18 protein-coding genes are annotated in these 18,466 nt (G+C 69.2%); 8 read left to right on the top strand and 10 right to left on the bottom strand.

Going from position 1 to position 18,466, the window contains the following annotated elements; translation table 11 throughout:
• Positions 1-150: 150 nt before the first annotated feature.
• The 9 genes from EV651_RS27435 to EV651_RS27395 are packed head-to-tail and all read right to left on the bottom strand — an operon-like array spanning position 151 to position 9,255.
• Positions 151-1,518 carry a PLP-dependent aminotransferase family protein gene (locus EV651_RS27435; RefSeq protein ID WP_133788128.1) on the bottom strand — a complete coding sequence of 456 codons (1,368 nt, stop codon included), beginning with the start codon at positions 1,516-1,518 and terminating at the stop codon, positions 151-153.
• A 38-nt stretch (positions 1,519-1,556) separates the two neighbouring features.
• Positions 1,557-2,471, bottom strand: coding sequence for a hypothetical protein (locus tag EV651_RS27430; RefSeq protein ID WP_238157224.1), 915 nt, complete (start codon positions 2,469-2,471; stop codon positions 1,557-1,559).
• Positions 2,472-2,525: 54 nt separating this feature from the next.
• The gene (locus EV651_RS27425; protein WP_133788127.1) at positions 2,526-3,278 is read right to left on the bottom strand and encodes a hypothetical protein; all 753 of its coding nucleotides are present in this window, start codon (positions 3,276-3,278) and stop codon (positions 2,526-2,528) included.
• Positions 3,271-3,651, bottom strand: a complete 381-nt coding sequence (locus EV651_RS27420; protein ID WP_133788126.1) for an STAS domain-containing protein — start codon at positions 3,649-3,651, stop codon at positions 3,271-3,273. The genes EV651_RS27425 and EV651_RS27420 overlap by 8 nt, the downstream gene beginning before the upstream one ends.
• On the bottom strand, positions 3,644-4,021 hold the full coding sequence (locus tag EV651_RS27415) for an STAS domain-containing protein (protein ID WP_133788125.1): 378 nt from the start codon (positions 4,019-4,021) through the stop codon (positions 3,644-3,646). The genes EV651_RS27420 and EV651_RS27415 overlap by 8 nt, the downstream gene beginning before the upstream one ends.
• The gene (locus tag EV651_RS27410; RefSeq protein WP_238157231.1) at positions 4,008-5,636 is read right to left on the bottom strand and encodes a SpoIIE family protein phosphatase; all 1,629 of its coding nucleotides are present in this window, start codon (positions 5,634-5,636) and stop codon (positions 4,008-4,010) included. The genes EV651_RS27415 and EV651_RS27410 overlap by 14 nt, the downstream gene beginning before the upstream one ends.
• A gap of 12 nt (positions 5,637-5,648) precedes the next feature.
• Positions 5,649-6,848 carry a hypothetical protein gene (locus tag EV651_RS27405; RefSeq protein ID WP_133788123.1) on the bottom strand — a complete coding sequence of 400 codons (1,200 nt, stop codon included), beginning with the start codon at positions 6,846-6,848 and terminating at the stop codon, positions 5,649-5,651.
• On the bottom strand, positions 6,845-8,044 hold the full coding sequence (locus tag EV651_RS27400) for a hypothetical protein (RefSeq protein ID WP_133788122.1): 1,200 nt from the start codon (positions 8,042-8,044) through the stop codon (positions 6,845-6,847). Before EV651_RS27400 ends, EV651_RS27405 begins: the two co-directional genes overlap by 4 nt.
• Positions 8,041-9,255, bottom strand: a complete 1,215-nt coding sequence (locus EV651_RS27395; RefSeq protein WP_166658808.1) for a hypothetical protein — start codon at positions 9,253-9,255, stop codon at positions 8,041-8,043. The genes EV651_RS27400 and EV651_RS27395 overlap by 4 nt, the downstream gene beginning before the upstream one ends.
• A 130-nt stretch (positions 9,256-9,385) precedes the next feature.
• Between EV651_RS27395 and EV651_RS27390 the strand changes: the two genes are divergently transcribed.
• From EV651_RS27390 to EV651_RS27370, 5 genes are all read left to right on the top strand, one after another.
• Entirely contained in the window at positions 9,386-12,139 is a 2,754-nt protein-coding gene (locus EV651_RS27390; protein ID WP_166658807.1) for an AAA family ATPase, read from the top strand.
• Between the two features lie 129 nt (positions 12,140-12,268).
• Positions 12,269-12,478 carry a hypothetical protein gene (locus EV651_RS27385; RefSeq protein ID WP_133788119.1) on the top strand — a complete coding sequence of 70 codons (210 nt, stop codon included), beginning with the start codon at positions 12,269-12,271 and terminating at the stop codon, positions 12,476-12,478.
• Between the two features lie 132 nt (positions 12,479-12,610).
• Positions 12,611-12,799, top strand: coding sequence for a hypothetical protein (locus tag EV651_RS27380; RefSeq protein ID WP_133788118.1), 189 nt, complete (start codon positions 12,611-12,613; stop codon positions 12,797-12,799).
• Positions 12,800-12,868: 69 nt separating this feature from the next.
• Positions 12,869-13,339 (top strand): carboxymuconolactone decarboxylase family protein, encoded by a 471-nt coding sequence (locus EV651_RS27375; protein WP_133788117.1) that lies wholly within the window; start codon positions 12,869-12,871, stop codon positions 13,337-13,339.
• A 10-nt stretch (positions 13,340-13,349) separates the two neighbouring features.
• Positions 13,350-14,060 (top strand): isocitrate lyase/phosphoenolpyruvate mutase family protein, encoded by a 711-nt coding sequence (locus tag EV651_RS27370; RefSeq protein ID WP_133788116.1) that lies wholly within the window; start codon positions 13,350-13,352, stop codon positions 14,058-14,060.
• Here EV651_RS27370 and EV651_RS27365 read toward each other — a convergent pair.
• Positions 14,037-15,920, bottom strand: coding sequence for a hypothetical protein (locus tag EV651_RS27365; RefSeq protein ID WP_238157223.1), 1,884 nt, complete (start codon positions 15,918-15,920; stop codon positions 14,037-14,039). The two genes, EV651_RS27370 and EV651_RS27365, sit on opposite strands and share 24 nt — an antisense overlap.
• Before the next feature lie 72 nt (positions 15,921-15,992).
• Here EV651_RS27365 and EV651_RS27360 point away from each other — a divergent pair, with 72 nt between their 5' ends.
• The 3 genes from EV651_RS27360 (at position 15,993) to EV651_RS27350 (ending at position 18,464) form a co-directional block, all read left to right on the top strand.
• Entirely contained in the window at positions 15,993-16,493 is a 501-nt protein-coding gene (locus tag EV651_RS27360; protein ID WP_238157222.1) for a pyridoxamine 5'-phosphate oxidase family protein, read from the top strand.
• A 72-nt stretch (positions 16,494-16,565) separates the two neighbouring features.
• Positions 16,566-17,204 (top strand): GntR family transcriptional regulator, encoded by a 639-nt coding sequence (locus EV651_RS27355; protein ID WP_133788114.1) that lies wholly within the window; start codon positions 16,566-16,568, stop codon positions 17,202-17,204.
• Positions 17,205-17,237: 33 nt separating this feature from the next.
• Complete coding sequence (locus EV651_RS27350; protein ID WP_133788113.1) at positions 17,238-18,464, top strand: amidohydrolase; 1,227 nt, start codon at positions 17,238-17,240, stop codon at positions 18,462-18,464.
• Positions 18,465-18,466: the final 2 nt, after the last annotated feature.

Genomic DNA, 18,466 nt, shown 5'->3' with positions numbered 1-18,466 from the left:
GGGGGTGTTCTCGTGGGCTTGCAGACCGACCGCCGGAACCGGCACATCCCGGGGCGTTGGATAGGAAGTGGTGGGTGGGAACAGGCTATTTCCTGTGCAGCGCCCCCAGTTCTTGTGCAAACCCCGGTTGGCGGCGCGAGGGGGCGCGGGTTACACGCCTAGGACCTGGCAGAGGAGGTCCAGGGCTCCGGGGTAGGCGTGGTCGGGTGGGGTGCCGTAGCCGACGATCACTGCTTGGCGGGTGGCTGGGGTGGGGTTGAAGTGGTACGTCGTGAGGGTCGCGAGGCCGAGGCCTTGGCGGGCGGCTCGGGCGACCATGTCTTCGGCGTCGCCGGGAACGTCCAACAGCACATGAAGGCCCGCCGAGATACCGGCCACCTCGACGGTGGGCGCGCGGACCGCGAGCAGCTCGACGAGGCGGTCGCGGCGACGGCGGTAGTGCAGACGGGAACGCCGTACATGACGGTCGTAGTGGCCGGAGGCAATGAATTCCGCCAGGACGAGCTGTTCGAGGGTCGCGGTCTGGAAGTCTGCCGTCCGCTTCGCCGCGACCACCGGCTCGATCAACCGCTGCGGCAGCACCATCCACGCGAGCCGCAGCCCCGGCGCAAGACTCTTGCTCGCCGTACCCGTGTAGACGACCCGCTCCGGATCAAGCGCCTGCAACGCCCCGACCGCCTGCCGGTCGTACCGGAACTCGCCGTCGTAGTCGTCCTCGAGCAGCACTGCCCCCGACTCCCGCGCCCACTCGACGGCAGCGGTACGGCGTTCCGGTGCGAGCGGCACGCCCGTCGGCATCTGATGCGCCGGCGTGAGCAGCACGCCCTGCCCGGTCAACCTGGCCGTTTGCGCACCCAACTCGTCGACCGGTACGGCGGCCACCTCCAGCCCGCGCGCCCGGATCACGTCCCGATGCAACCCGTACCCGAACTCCTCGACCGCGATCGTCGTACCGCCGAGCGCCTTGATCGCCTCGCTCAGCAGACTCAGCGCCTGCACGTACCCCGAGCAGATCAAGATCCGCTCCGGATCGGCCCGCACCCCGCGGGCCCTGGCCAGATAGTCGGCCAGCACCCGCCGCAACTCGATCCGGCCGCGCGGATCCCCTAGGCCGAACGCCTCGTTCGGCGCCGCGGTCAGCGCCTTCCGCGCCGCGGCCAGCCACTCGGTGCGCGGGAACGTGGCCACATCCGGCGATCCCGGCGTCAGGTCGTACCGAAAGCTCCGGGCCTCGGGCAACGAGACGACCGGCGACGGCGGTACGGCGGCCCTGCTCGCAACCACTGTTCCCGACCCTTGCCGCGCCGTGAGCCATCCCTCGGCGACGAGCTGCCCGTAGGCATCGGCCACCGTGTTCCGCGCGATGCCGAGGTCGCGAGCCAGGGACCGCGACGACGGCAACCGGGTGCCCGCCGCCAGCCGGCCGCTCCGGATCGACTCGTGCAACGCCCGCACCAGGTCTCCCCGCCCCCGGGCCGCCGTCAACTCGAGATGCAGGTCCGCGCCTCCGTCCTCCATAGAACTGGACCTTAGCCGCGAACCTGCCCGGTGATGAGTTACTCGCCGAAAAGCTCGTCGAAGTCCAGCGTGGCCCAGCGGAAATAGACCGGGGCGTCGAAGCTGCCCGGAATCTTGCCGAGGCCCTGGATGACAGTGGACGTGCCCGACGCGCGGCCGACGGCGTACAGGTACGCCGAATGGGTGTCCTTGTCGATCCCGACCAGCAGCGTGCCCTGGCGACCGCACTTCTCCGCGACCAACGACTCGAAACCTTGCCAGGTCGAGCTGCGCACCTTCTTCACCACCGGCTTCATCGGCGCGGTCGTCGGGATGTGGATGGTGTAGAGCGCACCGCCCCTGGTGGTCGCCAGGAACGTGTCGTACGTCGCCGTCTTGCTGATCAGCACCATCGTCTTCACCGCGGCGAACCCCGGCGCAGACACGCGCTGACCCCAGACGCCGTTGCGGTCGCGGGTCCACCGGAACAGGACCCCGTCGTTGCGCAGGGCGTACTCGTTCGTCCGCGAGAAGGTCCCGCGGTACGGGTCGTAGCGAGATTCCGCGAGGACTGTGAAGGCATCCCAGCCGCCACCGATCCGACGTACGCTGACCGATTCGGGAACCAGACTGTCGTACGCCGTGCTGTACAGCGCCGAGCCGATCACCACGTAGCCGTGAACCCGCAGGCCGCCCGGAGTCGGCTCTTGGACCATGGACGTGCTGAGCCGCGTCTGCCCGTCGGGATACAGGTCACCGATGATGACCCTGACACCCTCGTTCGTCGGCGGCGACGTCGCGACGACATCCTGCCACTGGTGGTCACCCGTCGCCGACACCGAACCCAGGCCCAACCTGCACTGTGCCGACGCCGCACTCGGCGCCGCGGCCGTTCCGATCGCTGTTCCCGGGAGCAGAGCCGCCGCAAGGACGGCCGCACCCAGCACCCCTGACGTTCTCGAGCCGATCTTCATCGAACTCCCCCTTGATTACCAAGCTTGATGCGACCAGCGCGCCGAAAGTTGCGATCAGGCGGCCTGTTTGCGGTGGGTGACAGCGCGAACCGGAGCCTCCAACAGGTAGATCCCGGAGCGGATCGCCGACGAGTGCCACACGTTGCGCCATCTCGACCATTGGCGCCGCTTGTCCACGCAGACCACCTTGGTGTCGACAACGGCCTCCGGACAGCCGAAGTGCGCAGCAACGTTCCCGAGCGTCTCGCCCCAGAACCGGTCCTCCTGACCATGGCCGCCCATCGTCAGCGCCAGCTCGAAGACAGGATCCGAAGCACGCATCAGAACTTGTGTCTGTACGACGGTCTCGTCGCCCTGCCGCGCCGCACTGAACGTGATCCAGCCCGCGAACATGTGCCCCTGCGGCGTCATCAGCGTGAACGACTCCTCGTCGGCGTACAGCACCATCACACCGGTCGACAGCTTGCTGCCGCCGGGCATCCGCAGGTTGAGGAGCGCGACGTCACCGGGCTCGATGCCGGTCAGCGGTCCGTAGAAGTGATTCCCCGACGGCCAGAAATCACCGAACTGCCGACGCCAGGTGGCGATCAGTTCGGCCGGTGCGATCCGCTCCGCCGGCAGCCGCACGACGTACGTCTTCTGCCACATCTTCCCGAACCCCTGGATCGGGCTCGCGAGCTGCCGGCCTTCCACGTTGAGGTTCACGGCGCCGTCCGGTACCTGTGCGACCTTCAGCCGCGAGACCATCTTGGCCCAGTTGGCCGCGTCGCGGTTCGCCGCGGCGGGCTGCTCGTCGTTGCTACTCATGGTGTTCACCCCTCCAGCCCACGCCGGCCGCGCCGGCCGCGGCCAGCGCGTCCTGCTCGGTGTCGTGAATGCCGATCGCCTCGTCGAGGCGGGTCAGCTCGAAGATCTGGCGGTAGTGCTCGGACAGCCCGTACGCCAGGAGCCGTTGCGAACGCCGCTTGGCGCGCACCAGCAAGGTGACCAGCAGGCCGATGCCGCCGCTGTTCATGTACGAGAGTCCGGCGAAGTTCAGGATCACCGCCGTGACGTCCCCGGCGCTCTCGTACGCCTTCATCAGGACGTCCTCCGAACCCGCTGTGACATCCCCCCGGATGTCGAGAACGCCGGCGGCTCCGTGCCGCCTTACGTCGAATGTCGCTGTTGCCTCAGCCATTTCCGTCCCCTCCCGCGCCCTGTACAGCCCCGTGTAGCGCTGTGTCCTCGTCGTCCTCGATCGCCATGAAGTCGGCCAGCCGGGTGATCTCGAAGATCTCCCGGTAGTGGTCGCTGAGCCCGTACGCCCGGATCGGGATCCGGTGGGCCCGTGCGCTCGCGAGCAGCCCGACCACGAGCGCGATACCTGTCGAGTTGATGTAGCCGCTGTTCTCGAAGCTGAGCACCACGGCGTCGGGTCGCTCGCTGGTCGCGGCGGCCCAGGCTTCGTCGAGGGCCGGCTCGGCCGCGGCGTTCAGGTCACCGACCAGTTCGATGACCGCCACACCGTCCCGCAGCCGGACGTGGGCGAGCGCTTCACGTGTCGCCATCGTCGTTTCCTTCCTCCCGCACCGGTTCCAGGTGCATGACGAGCTCGACGATGTGGCGTTCTCCGACGGTGGTCTCCCGCGCTTCGTCGACCATGTTCTTGATCAGGAACAGCCCCCAGCCACGTGGCCGCTGCAGCCCCGCGAGCTTGGCCTCAAGGTCCGGTACCTCGGTCTCAGCGGGGGCGGGCCGGGCTCCACCGCGGTCCGCGACCTCGACGCGGACCTGACTCGGTTCGCCGTACACGCGAACGGTCACCGGGCAGTCGGCGCGGTAGGAGTTGCCGTGCTCCATCGCGTTCATCGTGGCCTCGGCGACCGCTGTCTCGAGGCGGCGGAGCCGCGCCGCGGGAAGGCCGAGCGGAGCGATCACGCCGGACACCCGTTCGAGCGCCAGCCGCTCGTTGCCCTCGACGCTCGGCACCTCGAACTCGGCGAGCATCTCCGGAGTGACCCTTCCGTTGGAGCGGTGGTCCGGCTCCCGTTGCAGGACGACCATCGTGATGTCGTCCTCCTGCTCGGCACCGGGTCCGGTGTGCGCGTGCAGATCGGCCAGCACGAGGTCGATCAGCTCGCCGCCACCCGGGTAGCGCGCCACCAACTCCTTGAGGCGCGGGAACCCGAACATCTGTCCCTGCGGATCGTGCGCTTCCACGATGCCGTCGGAGTGCAGCAGCAGCGAGTCGCCGGGGGCGAGCAGCGTTTCGTGCTCCTCGTAGGTCATCCCGCTCATCAGCCCCAGCGGCATACCGCGGGCGCGCAACTCGACCGAGCCCTCGGCGGTCTTGACGTACGGCAGATCGTGACCGGCGTTCGCGAACCGGAAACGGCCGGTCGCCGGATCGAGAACGCCGTACAGGCAGGTGACGAACATCTTCGCCGGCATGTCCGGGCAGAGGTGCTCGTTGACCCGCTCGAGCACCTGACCGGGCTCGATCAGTCGCTGCGCGGAAGCGCGCAGCACGCTCCGGGTGGCCGCCATCACCAGCGCGGCCGGTACGCCCTTGTCGGTGACGTCACCGATCACGAAGCCGACCTGGTCATCGGCCAGCGGAATCACGTCGTAGAAGTCACCGCCCACTTCCCGGGCCGGCTGGTAGCAGGCCGCGACCTGCCAGCCGGACAGTTCGGGCAACTGCTTGGGCAGGAAGTTCTGCTGGATCAGCCGGGCGACCTCGAGCTCCTGCTCGAAGCGCTGGCGGGTCCGGGCCTCGGCCTGTTGCTGGCGGACCAGTTGGCCGACCCGCAGGGCGGGCGCGGCCTGCGCGGCGAGATTGTCGAGCAGCCGGCGATCGTCGCTGGAGTACTCCTGCTCGGAGCGCCGCGGCCCGAGGTTCAGTACGCCGATCAGCTCGCCCTGACTGACCAGCGGTACGGCGAGCTTCACGCCTGCCGCCTTGAGCTCCGCCAAGGCCGGTGAGTCGAGTTCCAGGGTCTCCACGTCGACCGCGCCGCTCGCGCTCTGCAAGTAGGCCAGCAGCGGATCATTGGGTGCGATCTCGACCGGCGTCGCCTCGTCGCCCGCGGCAGAATGCGGGCGCTGCGCGGGCGCCGCCTGACCGGCCTCCGCGGCGGTTCGCCTGCGGAAGCGGCGGAGAGTGCTGCTCAACACGACCATCACAAGCCCTTTCTACGGAGCCGGCGTCCGGGAATCGTTACGGTCACGCAGCCACAACGTCACGTGAGCGGGTTGCATGGTGTCGTTCACCACGTTGCGTAGGTCGACGCCCAGCGCGTCCAGGTCCAGTTGCTCCCGGAGCCGTACGCCGAATTCCTCGAGCGTGCGTACGGCGTCGTACCGGCGCCGGAAGAACCGCCTGTCGACCAGGGCCTGGATCCGCGACCGCACCGGGCGGAACAATCCCGCCACCGCGAGGGTCGACACCGCGACAGCCGGTCCCGAGCCGTGTGTCACCGGACGCAGCACGAGCTGCAACACCAGCACACTGCCCAGATAGCCCGCGGCCAACGTGACGGTGAGGACGCCGTACACGATGGTGCGGTTGATCACCACGTCGATGTCGTACAAGCGATGGCGCAGGATGCCGATGCCCGTCGCAACGGGCAGACCGAGAACGCTGAGCATGATCGCGACGTTCGCCACCGCGGGTGTCAGGAGGTCGTAGCCGGCGGTGCCGATCGTGATCGCGGCGGCCGCGAGGGCCCCGGCCCAGACCAGCCACTTGATCTGCTGGCGTTGCTCGTAACCCGCTCTGCGGAACCGCAGGATCAGCGCGAGCGGCGAGGCGACGAGGACGCACAGCACCACCAGCGCGGACAGGCCCTCGCCTGTCGTCCGGACGACGTTGTCGATCGCGTACGGGTTCGCCAGGCCGGGATAGTCCTCGAGCGCGCCTGGTTGTGTAGCCGACGTCAGGAACGCGGCAGCGATTCCGAGCGCGGCGGACCAGGCCACGGGTCGCCAGCGACGGGACGGGAGCCGGCCGTCAGGGAAGAGCAGCGGCAGATACGCCACGGGCACGAGGACCACCGGGATCCATGACACGGTCGCGTACGAGGCCGCCCCTTCGGCGAGGGACCCGGCGGGACCCGATCCGACGTGGCGGTAGTCGGCGTACCCACTGGCCAGTCCACCCAGGCCGTTCGCCACAGCGGAGGCACAGAAGATCCAGCCGATCGGGTTGCGCGGGTGACGGGTCGCGATCATCACTCCGACCGCGCAGAAGACCAGCACCATCACGATGCCCAGGCTCCCCCAGCCGGCGTCTAGCGTTCCGGCGGCCGCGGCCAGACCGGTGGCGGTCGCGGTCAGAGCCACTGCCGCACCGGCCAGCACCCAGGCCATGACAGGTACGGCACGGCCACTCATCGGGGACTCCGCAGCCACAACGCCACGTGGACCGGTTGCATGGTGTCGTGTACGACCGCCTGGAGGTCGGTGCCGAGGGCATCGATATCCAGTTCGTCGCGCAGCCGGGCGCCGAACGCCGCCAGCGTCCGGGCCGCGTCGTACCTGCGCCGGAAGAAGCGCCGATCCACGAGCAGCTGGATCCGGCGCCGGGCCGGGCGGAACAACGCGGCCACCGCGAGCGTCGACATCGCCACGGCGAGATCCGATCCCTGGGTCAACGGGTTCAGCACCAGTTGCAGGAGCAGCACGCTGCCGAGGTACGCCGTACCGAGGGTCAGCGTGAGGGTGGCGTACACGAGAGTCCGGTTGATGACGATGTCGATGTCGTACAGCCTGTGCCGCAGGATCGCGATGCCGATCGCCGACGGCAGGCCGATGAGAAGGAGGGCGACCAGCGACCACCAGGCGACCACCTGCACCACGTTCAGCCAGGGTGGGACGTCATCGCCCGCGACCAGGCCCGCGAGCGCGAGTACGACGAACGGGACGAGCGCCACTATGCAGATGTAGGCGAACCAGGTGACCTGCTGACGCTCTCGGCCGTGCGCTCGGCGCAGGCGCAGGAACACGGACAGGGCGCCGAGCACCAGCGTGCCGGCCGCCAGCAGCTCGGCGGTCGCGGACAGCCACGCGAGCGCGTCGCCGACGGGTCCTCCGATGCCGAGCGGATTGCGGATCGGGCGGTCCGACGGAATCTCGAGAACGCCCGGCGTGAACGCGGCTCCGATGATGTCGGCCCCGACAGCACCCACTCCGAGCCCGACGACCAACCGCCACCGGCGCGACAGCAGCCGTCCGGCTGGGAACACCAAAGGGAGGAACAGGGCCGGCACGTAGAGCCACACGAACAGCAACCAGCTGTTGAGCCACCCCGCCCATTGCGCGCCGGGCGATGACGACCGGTTCGCGTAGACGGTCGTGAACGTATCGAGGCCGAGGGCAACAGCAGCGGCGAGGAGCAGCCAGCCGACCGCGTTCGCGGGTTGCCGCGACGCGACCAGCGCACCGACGAGTGCGAAACCGATCCCCAACGCGACCAGCGCATCCGATGCATGGCCGTTGCGAATCGCAACCAGCACCGGAGTCGCCGCGGCCAACACCACAAAGATCCCGAACAGGCCCCACGCGAGCAGACGAGCGCCACGGCCACTCATCGGCCGGACCCCCGCAACCACAGCGACACGTGGGTCGGTTGCACGGTGTCGTTGACCACGGCCTGCAAGTCGTTCCCCAGCGCGTCGATATCCAACTGGTCGCGCAGCCGCGTCCCGAAGGCTTCCAGGGTGCGAGCGGCGTCGTACCGGCTCCGAAAGAACCGCCGGTCCACGCCGGCCTGGATCCGCGACCGCAGCGGGCGGAACAGCCCCGCGACCACGAGAGTCGAGACCGCAACCTCCGCGCCGGATCCTCGCGTCACAGGGCTCACGACCAACTGCAGCAGCAAGACGCTGCCGACGTACGCCGCGGCCAATATCAGGGACAGAGCGCCGTACACGAGTGTCCGGTTGATCACCACGTCGATGTCGTACAGGCGGTACCGCAGGATCGCGACCCCGACGGCCAGCGGGACGGCCATCAGGAAGCCGGCGAACGCCAGCTCGTTGACCGGGATGCCGCCGACGTGGAGGTTTGTGCCCGACAACGCCATCGTGAGCGGGGTGGACGCCAGCAGCAGGGTTGCGAGGTAGAACATCCAGGAGATCTGCAGCCGCTCCGCCCCTCGCGATCGCCGGAACCGAACCACCACTGCCAACAGCCCGAGAATCAGCGCCGGGATGAGGGCAGGCGCGGCGACTCGCCTGACCGCCGACATGACAAGACTCGTTGCAGGGAACGGATTCGGCACCGTCGGGAAGTAGTGCAGTCCGCCGGGGGCGAACAGCGTCCCCGCGACATAGGCGAGTACGTCGACCGCCACTGCCCACTTCAGCCACCGCCATCGCCGCGACGGCGCGTGTCCGGTCGGGAACAGTGCGAACATCAAGGCCGAGGTCGCCGCGACAGACGGCCAGATCACGGCATCGGCCACCACGCCCGCCCAGGCCCCGCCCGGCAGTGTGCCCGGCGCGCGCAGCAGGGAGTAGGCGCCGTACTCGAGGAGGGCCTGCGCTACAGCGCTCCCCAGCCCGGTGGCCAGTAGCAACCAACCGATCGCGTTGTCCGGATGCCTGGCGACGATGGCCGCGCCGACGGTCGGGAAACCCAGGATCCCGACATCGATGACGGCATCCAGAGAGCCGTAGGAACCGGCCGGTCTGGCATCTGCGTTGATGACGAAGAGTACGAGCGCGACGGCGATGAGCACGACGCACAGACCCCACAACGACCAAGCCAACCGGGCAGGTGTGCCCACTCGCACCGTCACGTGTCCCCCTCCCCCTTCAGGCATGGAACTCCTGATGCGTCTGTGGACGACAGGTTCGCGCTCCACCGTGCAAGAATCGTTACGGTTTCGGTGCGCGGTTCCTGCGCAGCCGCTGCGGGGGTGGGATGCGGTGATCGAGGTCAGTCTGTTGGGGCCGCCGCGGGTCGAGCGGGCGGGCACGCTCGTCGGGTTCGACACCCGCAAGGCGGTGGCTCTGCTCGCCCATCTGGCGATGGCGGACCGGCCGCGGCCGCGTGACGCACTGGTCGACCTGCTGTGGCCGGACAGCGACGTCGAACGGGCCCGCGGCGCGCTGCGGCGGACCCTGTCCACGCTGCGGGCCGCGATCGGTCCTGAGCTCCTGGAGACCACCCGCGACCATGTACGCCTGGTGAAATCGGCTGGGTTGACCGTCGATGTCGACCGGTTCCGGGCCTTGCTGGCCGACGACGACCTCGCTGCGGCCGTCAGCGTGTTCCGGGGCGATTTCCTCGAGGGCTTCGGTCTGCGGGACGCACCCGACTTCGAGGACTGGTCCCGGAACCAGGCCGACGAGCTGCGCCGCGAGCTGACGACCGCGCTCGCCCGGCTGGCAGCCGACGAGGAACAGGCCGGCCATCTGCCGGCCGCCCTCGATCACGCTCGCCGCTGGGTGTCGCTCGACCCGTTGCACGAGCCGGCTCACCGCGTGGTCATCCGGCTGTACGCCCTGACCGGCGATCGCGCCGCCGCAATCCTCCAGTACCGCCAGTGCCTTCGCACCCTCTCGCGCGAGCTCGGTGTCTCGCCGCTCCCCGAGACCACCGAGCTCTACGAGGCAATCAACGCCGGCGCCTTCGTCGGCCCAACGCCCACAGCGACCTCTGCATCGACGCCGAAGCAGCCTGAGACAGCACGGACGCCGTTCGTCGGACGGGATCAGGATCTGCGCGCGCTGCGTGCGGTCTACGACGCGATCGATCACGACGGCCGGCTGGTCGTCGTCGAGGGCGAGGCCGGCATCGGCAAGACCCGCTTGGTCGAGGAACTGCTCCTCGATCTGCGCAAGAACGGTGCGGCCGTCCTGGCCGGGCGTGCGTACGAGGACGAGGCGACGCTGGCCTACGCGCCGCTGCTCGACGCACTACGGGCGCGCCTGCACGAGGACAGCCGATGGATCGCCGACGTACCGGCTCAGGCACTCGCCGAAGCGTCGCGGCTGTTGCCGGAGCTCACCGAGACCCGATCGAGGGTCGACGCGGACAGTCCGGGTGCCGAAACCAGGTTCCTGGCCGGTGCGTGGGACACCCTCGCGGGTGCTGTCTCGGGGACGGTTCCGGGCGTGATCCACATCGACAACGCGCAATGGCTCGACGAGGCGTCCCTAGTGCTGCTGAGGTACGGCGTACGGCGTCTCGCCGGCCGCCGGCTGCTCATCGTGCTCACCTGGCGAACCCCGGCGGACCGTCCGCCCGGAAGCGTCGTCGCGGCGGCCGCACGGGGCGTTGCCTCCGTACGACGGCTCGATCGGCTGGGGGTCGACGCGATCGAAGAACTGCTGACCGCCGCACATCCTGAGCTGGACCGTGAGTTGTCACGCCGGTTGTACGCCGAAACCGAAGGCGTGCCGTTGCTCGTAGTCGAATATCTCGACGCTCTGAAGACCGGTACGGACGAGAACTGGCCGGTCCCGTCCGGCGTCAACGACCTGCTGCGCGCGAGGATCGAAACCGTCGGCGAAACCGGTCGGCAGGTACTGACCGCCGCCGCGGTGCTCGGACGATCGTTCGACGTAGACACCGTCCGTGCGGTCAGCGGGCGCTCCGACGAGGAGACCGTCGCCGCGCTGGAGGAGCTGGTACGTCGTGGGCTGATCCACGAGGGTCCGCTCGACTACGACTTCGTCCACGACCAGCTCCGCAGACTGGTCTCCGCCGACACCGGTCTCGCGCGGCGCCGGCTGCTCCATGCCCGAGCGGCGCGCGCCGTCCGCGGTCCTGCCGCGGCCATTGCCCGGCACCTCGAACTCGCCGGCCAGGACCAAGAGGCCGCCCGCGTCTACGCCGGCGCCGCCGAGCAGGCCAGGCAGGTCCATGCCAACGCCGAGGCTCTCGAACACTTCCACGCCGCGCTGGCGCTCGGACACGAGCAGCCGTCGGCGCTGCACACTTCGATCGGCGACCTCGAGACACTCGCCGGGAACTACCCGGCCGCGATGCGTAGCTATGAACTGGCAGCCGCGGAGGCAGCTCCGGCCGACCTGCCGGGAATCGAGCACCGGCTCGGACGGCTGTGTCACCGCAGCGGCGAGTGGGCTCTCGCCGAGGCACATTTCCGTGCGGCGTTGGACGTCCTGCCACCCGACCAGCCCGCCGCGCTCGCCGGTGTCACGGCCGACCTCAGCCTGACCCGCCAGGAAGCAGGCGATGCGGCAGGAGCGACAGACCTCGCCCAGCAGGCCCTCGCGTACGCCATGGAGTCGGGTGACCAGCGTGCTCTCGGCCAGGCCCACAACATGCTCGGCATGCTTGCGACCACTTCCGGCCGGTTCGACGAGGCTTTCCGGCATCTGGAGGCCGGCCGCGACCTCGCCGAACAGATCGGTGATCTGCCCGGTCGCGTCGCTGCCCTGAACAACCTCGCCCTGGCTCACCGCGCCCGCGGCGACCTCGAACCCGCACTCGAATTCGCCACTACCGGGCTCGCCCTGTGTACCGAGCAGGGCGACCGGCACCGGGAGGCCGCGCTGCACAACAACCTCGCCGACCTGCACCACGCCTTGGGCCACCCCGACGAGTCGATGCGCCACCTGAAGTCGGCCGTCACGATCTTCGCCGAGGTAGGCTCCCCACACGACACGGATCAGGACCCGCACCCGGAACTCTGGAAACTCGTCCGCTGGTGACTGATGCCGGATTTCCTGCTCCGGGTACGTTGGCTCCATAACGCCCAACGAGGGCGGTGGCTTCGGGCTGCTGCTCCGCGAGATCAAGACATCCGGCGGACTGCCGACCGGAACGGTGGGACAGACCTCATGACCGACCCCGTCGACCACGACACGTACCGGCTGGACCACCTGCAGCTGCCCGCTCACGTCCATGTCCGGATCGGCGGCGAGTGGCGCTCAGGATGGCTCATCGGCTGCGACCATCAGCTGTCCGGGTGGCACGGCCTCGTCCAGTACCAGGACGACGGTCTTCCCGAGACCACCGCATGGTTCCCCGCGGAAGAAATCAGAGGGTGACGGCAAGCCAGGGTGCTCAGGTCTTGGCTAGCGCTTTCCGGACCAGACAGGAGTAGTGTCGAGGTAGTTCCGGAATCGTTGACATCCACTTGAGGTGCCGGCCGCACCGGCCCTCTCCCCCAGGGGGATGTCATGTCTGTATTTCGTCGTACCACGACCCCACCCGAGCCTGCGGCAACAAAGCCCGCGCCGACGCCGAACGACGACCTGGCACCGCTGGGGTCGGCCGTGGACGAGCTTCTCAAACCGATCCAGAAGCGAGCGCCGGGAAACCCGATGAGCCGCTCCTGGCGCCGTCTGGTGCGGCGCCCCAAGGCCTGACGATTGGCCCCCTGATCTCTGCGAGGATTGGACCATGCCGCTGGGCCGGTTCGCGCCTAGGTTGAAGACATGAGCACAACGACAACCACGACGCGGCGGGTCAAGCTCGCCAATCTGGTGCCGGACTTCTACCAGGCGATGATCGAGCTGGACCGGGTGTCCGACCACGGCCTCGACCCGAAGCTGGCGCATCTGGTGCGGATCCGGGCCTCGCAGATCAACGGGTGCGCGTACTGCACCGACATGCACTCTCTCGACCTGCTGCAGTTCGGCGAGGACCAGCAGCAGCGGATCACCCTGCTCCCGGTGTGGCGCGAAGCGTCGAAGTTCTACACCGAGCAGGAGAAGGCCGCGCTGCAGCTGACCGAGGCGATCACGCTGATCAGCATTGACCACGTCCCGGACGACGTCTACGACGTCGCCGCACAGGCCTTCGACGAGAAGGACCTGGCGCAGCTGATCGCGCTGATCATCACCATCAACATGTGGACGCGCGTCGGGGTCACCGGTCGGATGGAGCCCGGCCACTACAAGCCGTGAGGTCGCAGCGATGACAGCCGAACTGTTCAGAGCACTTCATCACGGCGGCACTCCCCTGGTTCTCCCGAACGCGTGGGACCCGGTGAGCGCACGTCTGGTTGCCGAGGCCGGCTTCTCCGCGGTGGCCACCAGCAGCGGCGCGGTCGCCCGTGTGCTCGGGTACGACGACGGGCAGCTGACCCCGCCGGAGAAGATGTTCGCCGCCGTGGCGCGGATCGCCCGCGCGGTCGACGTACCGGTGACGGCCGATATGGAGGCCGGGTACGGTCTGCCGCCCAAGGAGTTCGCGGAGCGGTTGCTGGAGACCGGCGCGGTCGGCTGCAACCTCGAGGACTCGGTCGACGGCGCCTTGGTCGACATCGCCCGGCAGGCGGACTATCTGGCCGAAGTACGGGCCGCCGCGGGGGCCGAGCTGGTGATCAACGCACGCGTCGACACCTTCATTCGCCCGGTGGACGACCCGGTCGACGAGGCAGTACGGCGGGGACGCGAGTACCGCCGCGCCGGGGCGGACTGTGTGTATCCGATCCTCGCGCCGCTCGACCAGCTGGCCCAGGTGGCCGAGGCCGTCGGCGGACCGATCAACGGGCATGCGAAGACGGGTGGACCGACGCCGGCCGAGCTCGCGGCGTCCGCTGCGACCCGGATCTCGTACGGGACGAGCGTGCACGAGTACGTGATGGCCCGACTCCGGGAGCTACTGCCGACCCTCACGTCGTAACGCGTAGACGAGGGCCCAGTCCTGGTCGTTGGCGAGCGGGTCGGCGACGTGCGCGGGCTGCCCGTTGACGCAGCTCGGGTACACGAAAGCGCAGGTCGCCGATCCGTCCGCGGCGAAGCTGACCAGGTTCGCGCGGAGGATCGCGTCCTCCGCGCGATCCAGCCACGCGGCCTGCTCGGGTGTCACGAGTTCCCGCGGCCAAGCGGCGTACACGACCGCGCTCAACGCGGACCAGTAGTGCGGGAAGACATCTCCCCACAGGCGCAGCCGGCCGAACCAGTAGCCGTCCCAGTGCCGGATCGCCACGTGCCGCAGTCGTACGTCGGGCTGGTCGGCGGCGAACGCGGTCAGCCACGGGAGGCGGCGGGTCAGCTCGGCGCCGTCGATCTGGTCCGGTGCGGTTCGGTAGGCCGAAACGAGCAGTTCGAGGAGCGGGGCGACCATCGACTGCTCGTAGTTGACCTCGTGCGGCGGCAGCTCGGCGCCGTACCCGATGAAGGTCTTCGCGTGCCGGACGAGGTGCTCGTGCAGACCGAGTTCGCTGAGCAACGGCCCGAGGTCGAAGGCGAGGAAGTGGTCGCCGCCGAGTTCGTAGTACCGGTCGAGGATGCGGGTCGCGGCGGCGCGATCGCCCTGGCCGAGCAGGAAGCGGGCGAACCACGGGAAGTTGTAGAGGCGTACGGCGTTCTGGTGGACGCTGTCGTCATGGATCGTGCCTTGCTCGTCGAGCAGATGCTCGCGGACGAACTGCTCGTAGCCGGCCAGCGCCTCGTCCAGCTCGGCGCGGTCACCCCAGCCGCGGTCGCGGACCTCCTGCAGGAGCAGGGCCATGCCGACGCGTTCGCGGGCATCGGACCAGTCGCGCCAGGCGCTGGACAGGACGGTGAGCCCGCTCTCGTTGTCGTACGGGACAAACGCGTACTTGCGGCTGTCGGCAAGCTCCGGGCGTCGCTGACGGTCGAGGACGAAGCGGACGCGGCGTTCGGCGATCGTTCGCAGCGGCTCGTGGAAGAGGACCGCGATCCGGGACCTGCCGTCGGGCGCTTCGACGTACTTGAGACCGGGCTCGGCGCTGGTGATCTCGCGTCCGTCGTGGAGCTCGATCGTCTCGTTGACCTCGGCGGCGAGGCGGTCTGCGTCGATGAGCGGGGCGCGGTCCGCGTGGAACGCGGGCAGGTCGTCGTACCAGGCCAGCTGCCAGGTCCAGCGGTACGACGCTCCCGGCGCGAGCGTGACCGCCGGTTGGCCGCCCATCGCGTCGGGTACCCGTGCGTGGTCGGTGACGTGGAGGTAGAGGTGGCCGCGCATGTTGCTGCCCGTACCGGGCTCGCGGGACTCGACCGAGTACGCCCAGAGCTCGCCCTCCTTGACCTGCAACCCGAGCCCCGGCCCGCTGCCGTCCATCGGCACCGCCCAGACCCACGCGTCCGCGCCGCCCGTCCAGACGTGCGCGTGCACCGCGCCGGTGAGACTCTCGCGGCTCGACGTGTAGACATCGCGGTACGGCGTACTGATCGCGAGGGACCCGATCTCGATGGCGTCCTCGCTCGTGTTGCGGAGCTCGTACGTCTCGGTCCACTGCTCCCCGAAGCGGCGCCCGACGCGGAGCTCCAGGTCGCCGAACCGGTACATCAGGTCGATGCCGCTGCTGCGCCACCGGGTGAAGGCCGGGGCATCGAACCGGTACGCACCGCGGTCGGTGATCACGAAGCCCTTGCCCCAGGCATGCAGGCTGTCGTGCACCGCGCCATCGGCGCTCTCGTCGAGCAGCACGCGCCGCCCGTCCGGGTGCAGCACCTGCGCGACCGCCCCGTCGTCGGCGAGCCGGACCGTTCCGCGACCGAAGTCAAAACTTTCCACGATTCGCCAACCTATCGATGTCGAGAACCCCGCGGCAGCTCCGTCCCCCTGATGAGAACCAGCCTCCTCAGATTGGAAACCGAGATGAACCAGCAGCAGATCGCGGAGATCCTCGCCAAGCCGTACGCGCAGCAGCTCCTGAACGGCTCCGAGCCGGCCCGGTTCGCGTACGACGGCCTGGACGGCGACCCGCGGTGTATCCCGATCGGGTTCTGGGTCGAGGGCGAGCAGATCGTGATCGCCACCGTGCCGAAGTCCGCGAAGGTCGCCGCACTCCGTAAGAACCCGAAGGTCGCGCTCACCATCGACACCGGCGCGTTCCCGCCCAAGGTGCTGCTGCTGCGCGGCACCGCCGAGCTCACCACCGTCCCGGGCGTCCCCGAGGGCTACCTCGTCGCCGGCCACAAGGTCATGACCGACGAGCAGTACCCGGGCTGGGTCGAAGGCGTGAAGGCGCTGTACGACGAGATGGTGCTCATCACGATCACGCTCACGTGGGCCAAGCTGCTCGACTTCGAGACCACGATCCCGAAGGCCGTCGAGGACCTGATCAAGGAGAAGTCCGCGAGCTGATTCGCCCGGCAACCATCGGTACGCCATGCTGTGAATGGCCGTGAATGGCATACCAAAAGCTGGAGAGGGTCGATGAGCGAGAGTCGGGAGTCCGAGACCGAACGGGTCACGCGGCAGCTGCGGGGCGAGATCCTGGACGGCGTACGGCGGCCTGGCGAGCGGCTCGTCGAGCGAGAACTGGCCGCCGCGCTGGACGTCAGCCGGGTGCCGGTACGGGAGGCGTTGAAGGCGCTCGTCAGCGAGGGCCTGGTGACGTTGCGGCCGCGCTCGTGGGCGGTCGTGCGGACGTTCACCGACTCCGACATCGCCGATCTGACCGAGGTCCGGGAGGCGTTCGAGCCGCTGACGTTCCGGCTCGCGGCGGAACGGCGTACCAGGGAAGGTCTCGACCGGCTGCGGGCGGTTCTGGACGAGCAACTGGCCGCGGCACGGGCGAAGGACGCCGTCGTCGCGCGGCGGAAGGCGGCCGACTTCCACGAGCTCGTGACCGAGTTGGCGTCCAACGAACTGCTGGTCGAGATCGAGCGCCCGTTGCGCAGCCGGATGCGGTGGCTGCTGACCCAGCACGACGACCTGATCGCGGTCGCCGGCCAGCATCTGGAGCTGTTCACCGCGATCGCCAACCGGGACGTGGACGCCGCCGAACGCCTCGCCGCCGAGCATCTCGCCCAGTCGCAGGTCCTGTTCCGGAGCAGCCGTGGCATGGAGTGAAGGCACCGTGCGGTTTGGTATACCATTCTCGGCATGACCTCCTTGCTGCTTGCTGACGTGCGCCCGTGGGGCGGCGACGCGGTCGACGTGACGATCGTCGACGGCCTGATCGCGGACCTCTCCCCCGCCGGGAGCAGCACCGAGGGCAGCACCGAGACCAGCACTGAGACCAGCACGGAAACCGCGCAGCAGCGGATCGACGGGCGCGGACTGCTGGCGCTGCCGGGCTTCGTCAATGCGCACGCGCACGTCGACAAGAGCTGGTGGGGCCAGCCGTGGGTCTCGTACGGCGGTGAGCCGACCACCCAAGGCCGGATCGCGCACGAGCGCGCCGAGCGGGACAAGTACGGCATCCCGAGCGTCGACGGTGCGAAGGCTGTGCTGCGTGAGTTCCTCCGGCACGGCACGACGGCGACGCGCACGCACGTCGACGTCGATCTCGGCGTCGAACTGCGTGGCATCGCGAACGTCCTCGAGGCCGCGGCCGCACTGGACGGCGCAGTCGACGTGGAGATCGTCGCGTTCCCGCAGGACGGCGTACTCCGGCGGCCCGGCGTCCTCGATCTGCTCGACAAGGCCGCGGCCGAAGGGGCGACGAGCATCGGCGGGCTCGACCCGGCGACGATCGACCGCGACCCGGTCGGCCAACTGGACGCGCTGTTCGAGATCGCGGTCCGGCGCGGGGTCGGGGTCGACGTGCACCTGCACGACCACGGTGACCTCGGCGCGTTCCAGTACGAGCTGATCGCCGAGCGGACCGTGCAGGCCGGTTTACAGGGCAAGGTGAACGTGTCGCACGGGTTCGCCCTCGGTGAGCTGACCCCGGCGCGGCGGAGCGAAATGGTAGACCAGCTCGGCGCGGCCGGGATCTCCTGGACCACAGTCGCCCCGGCCACCTCGGCACCGCTGCCGTTCCGCGAGATGCGCGCGGCGGGCGTCCCGATCGGGCTCGGTACCGACGGTATCCGTGACCTCTGGTCGCCGTACGGCGATGGTGATCTGCTGCAGATCGCCCGCGGGTTCGCGCGGCTGCACGGGCTCCGTACCGACGAGGACCTGACGTACGCGGTCGAGCTCGCGACCACGTACGCCGCCTCCTTCGTACACCGCGAGAACCACGGCCTCACCGTGGGCGCCCGTGCGGACATCGTGCTGCTCGACGCCGAGAACGCGCCGGACGTGCTGGTCCGCGCCCCGCGTCGCGAGTACGTCATCGCGGGCGGGCAGGTCGTCGTCCGCGACGGCGAACTCATGGTGTGAGT

It is taken from the genome of Kribbella sp. VKM Ac-2571, from assembly GCF_004362255.1.
Lineage (GTDB): Bacteria > Actinomycetota > Actinomycetes > Propionibacteriales > Kribbellaceae > Kribbella > Kribbella pratensis.
The sequence above is the reverse complement of the archived record's forward strand: the minus strand, read 5'-3'. Positions and strand labels throughout refer to the sequence as shown.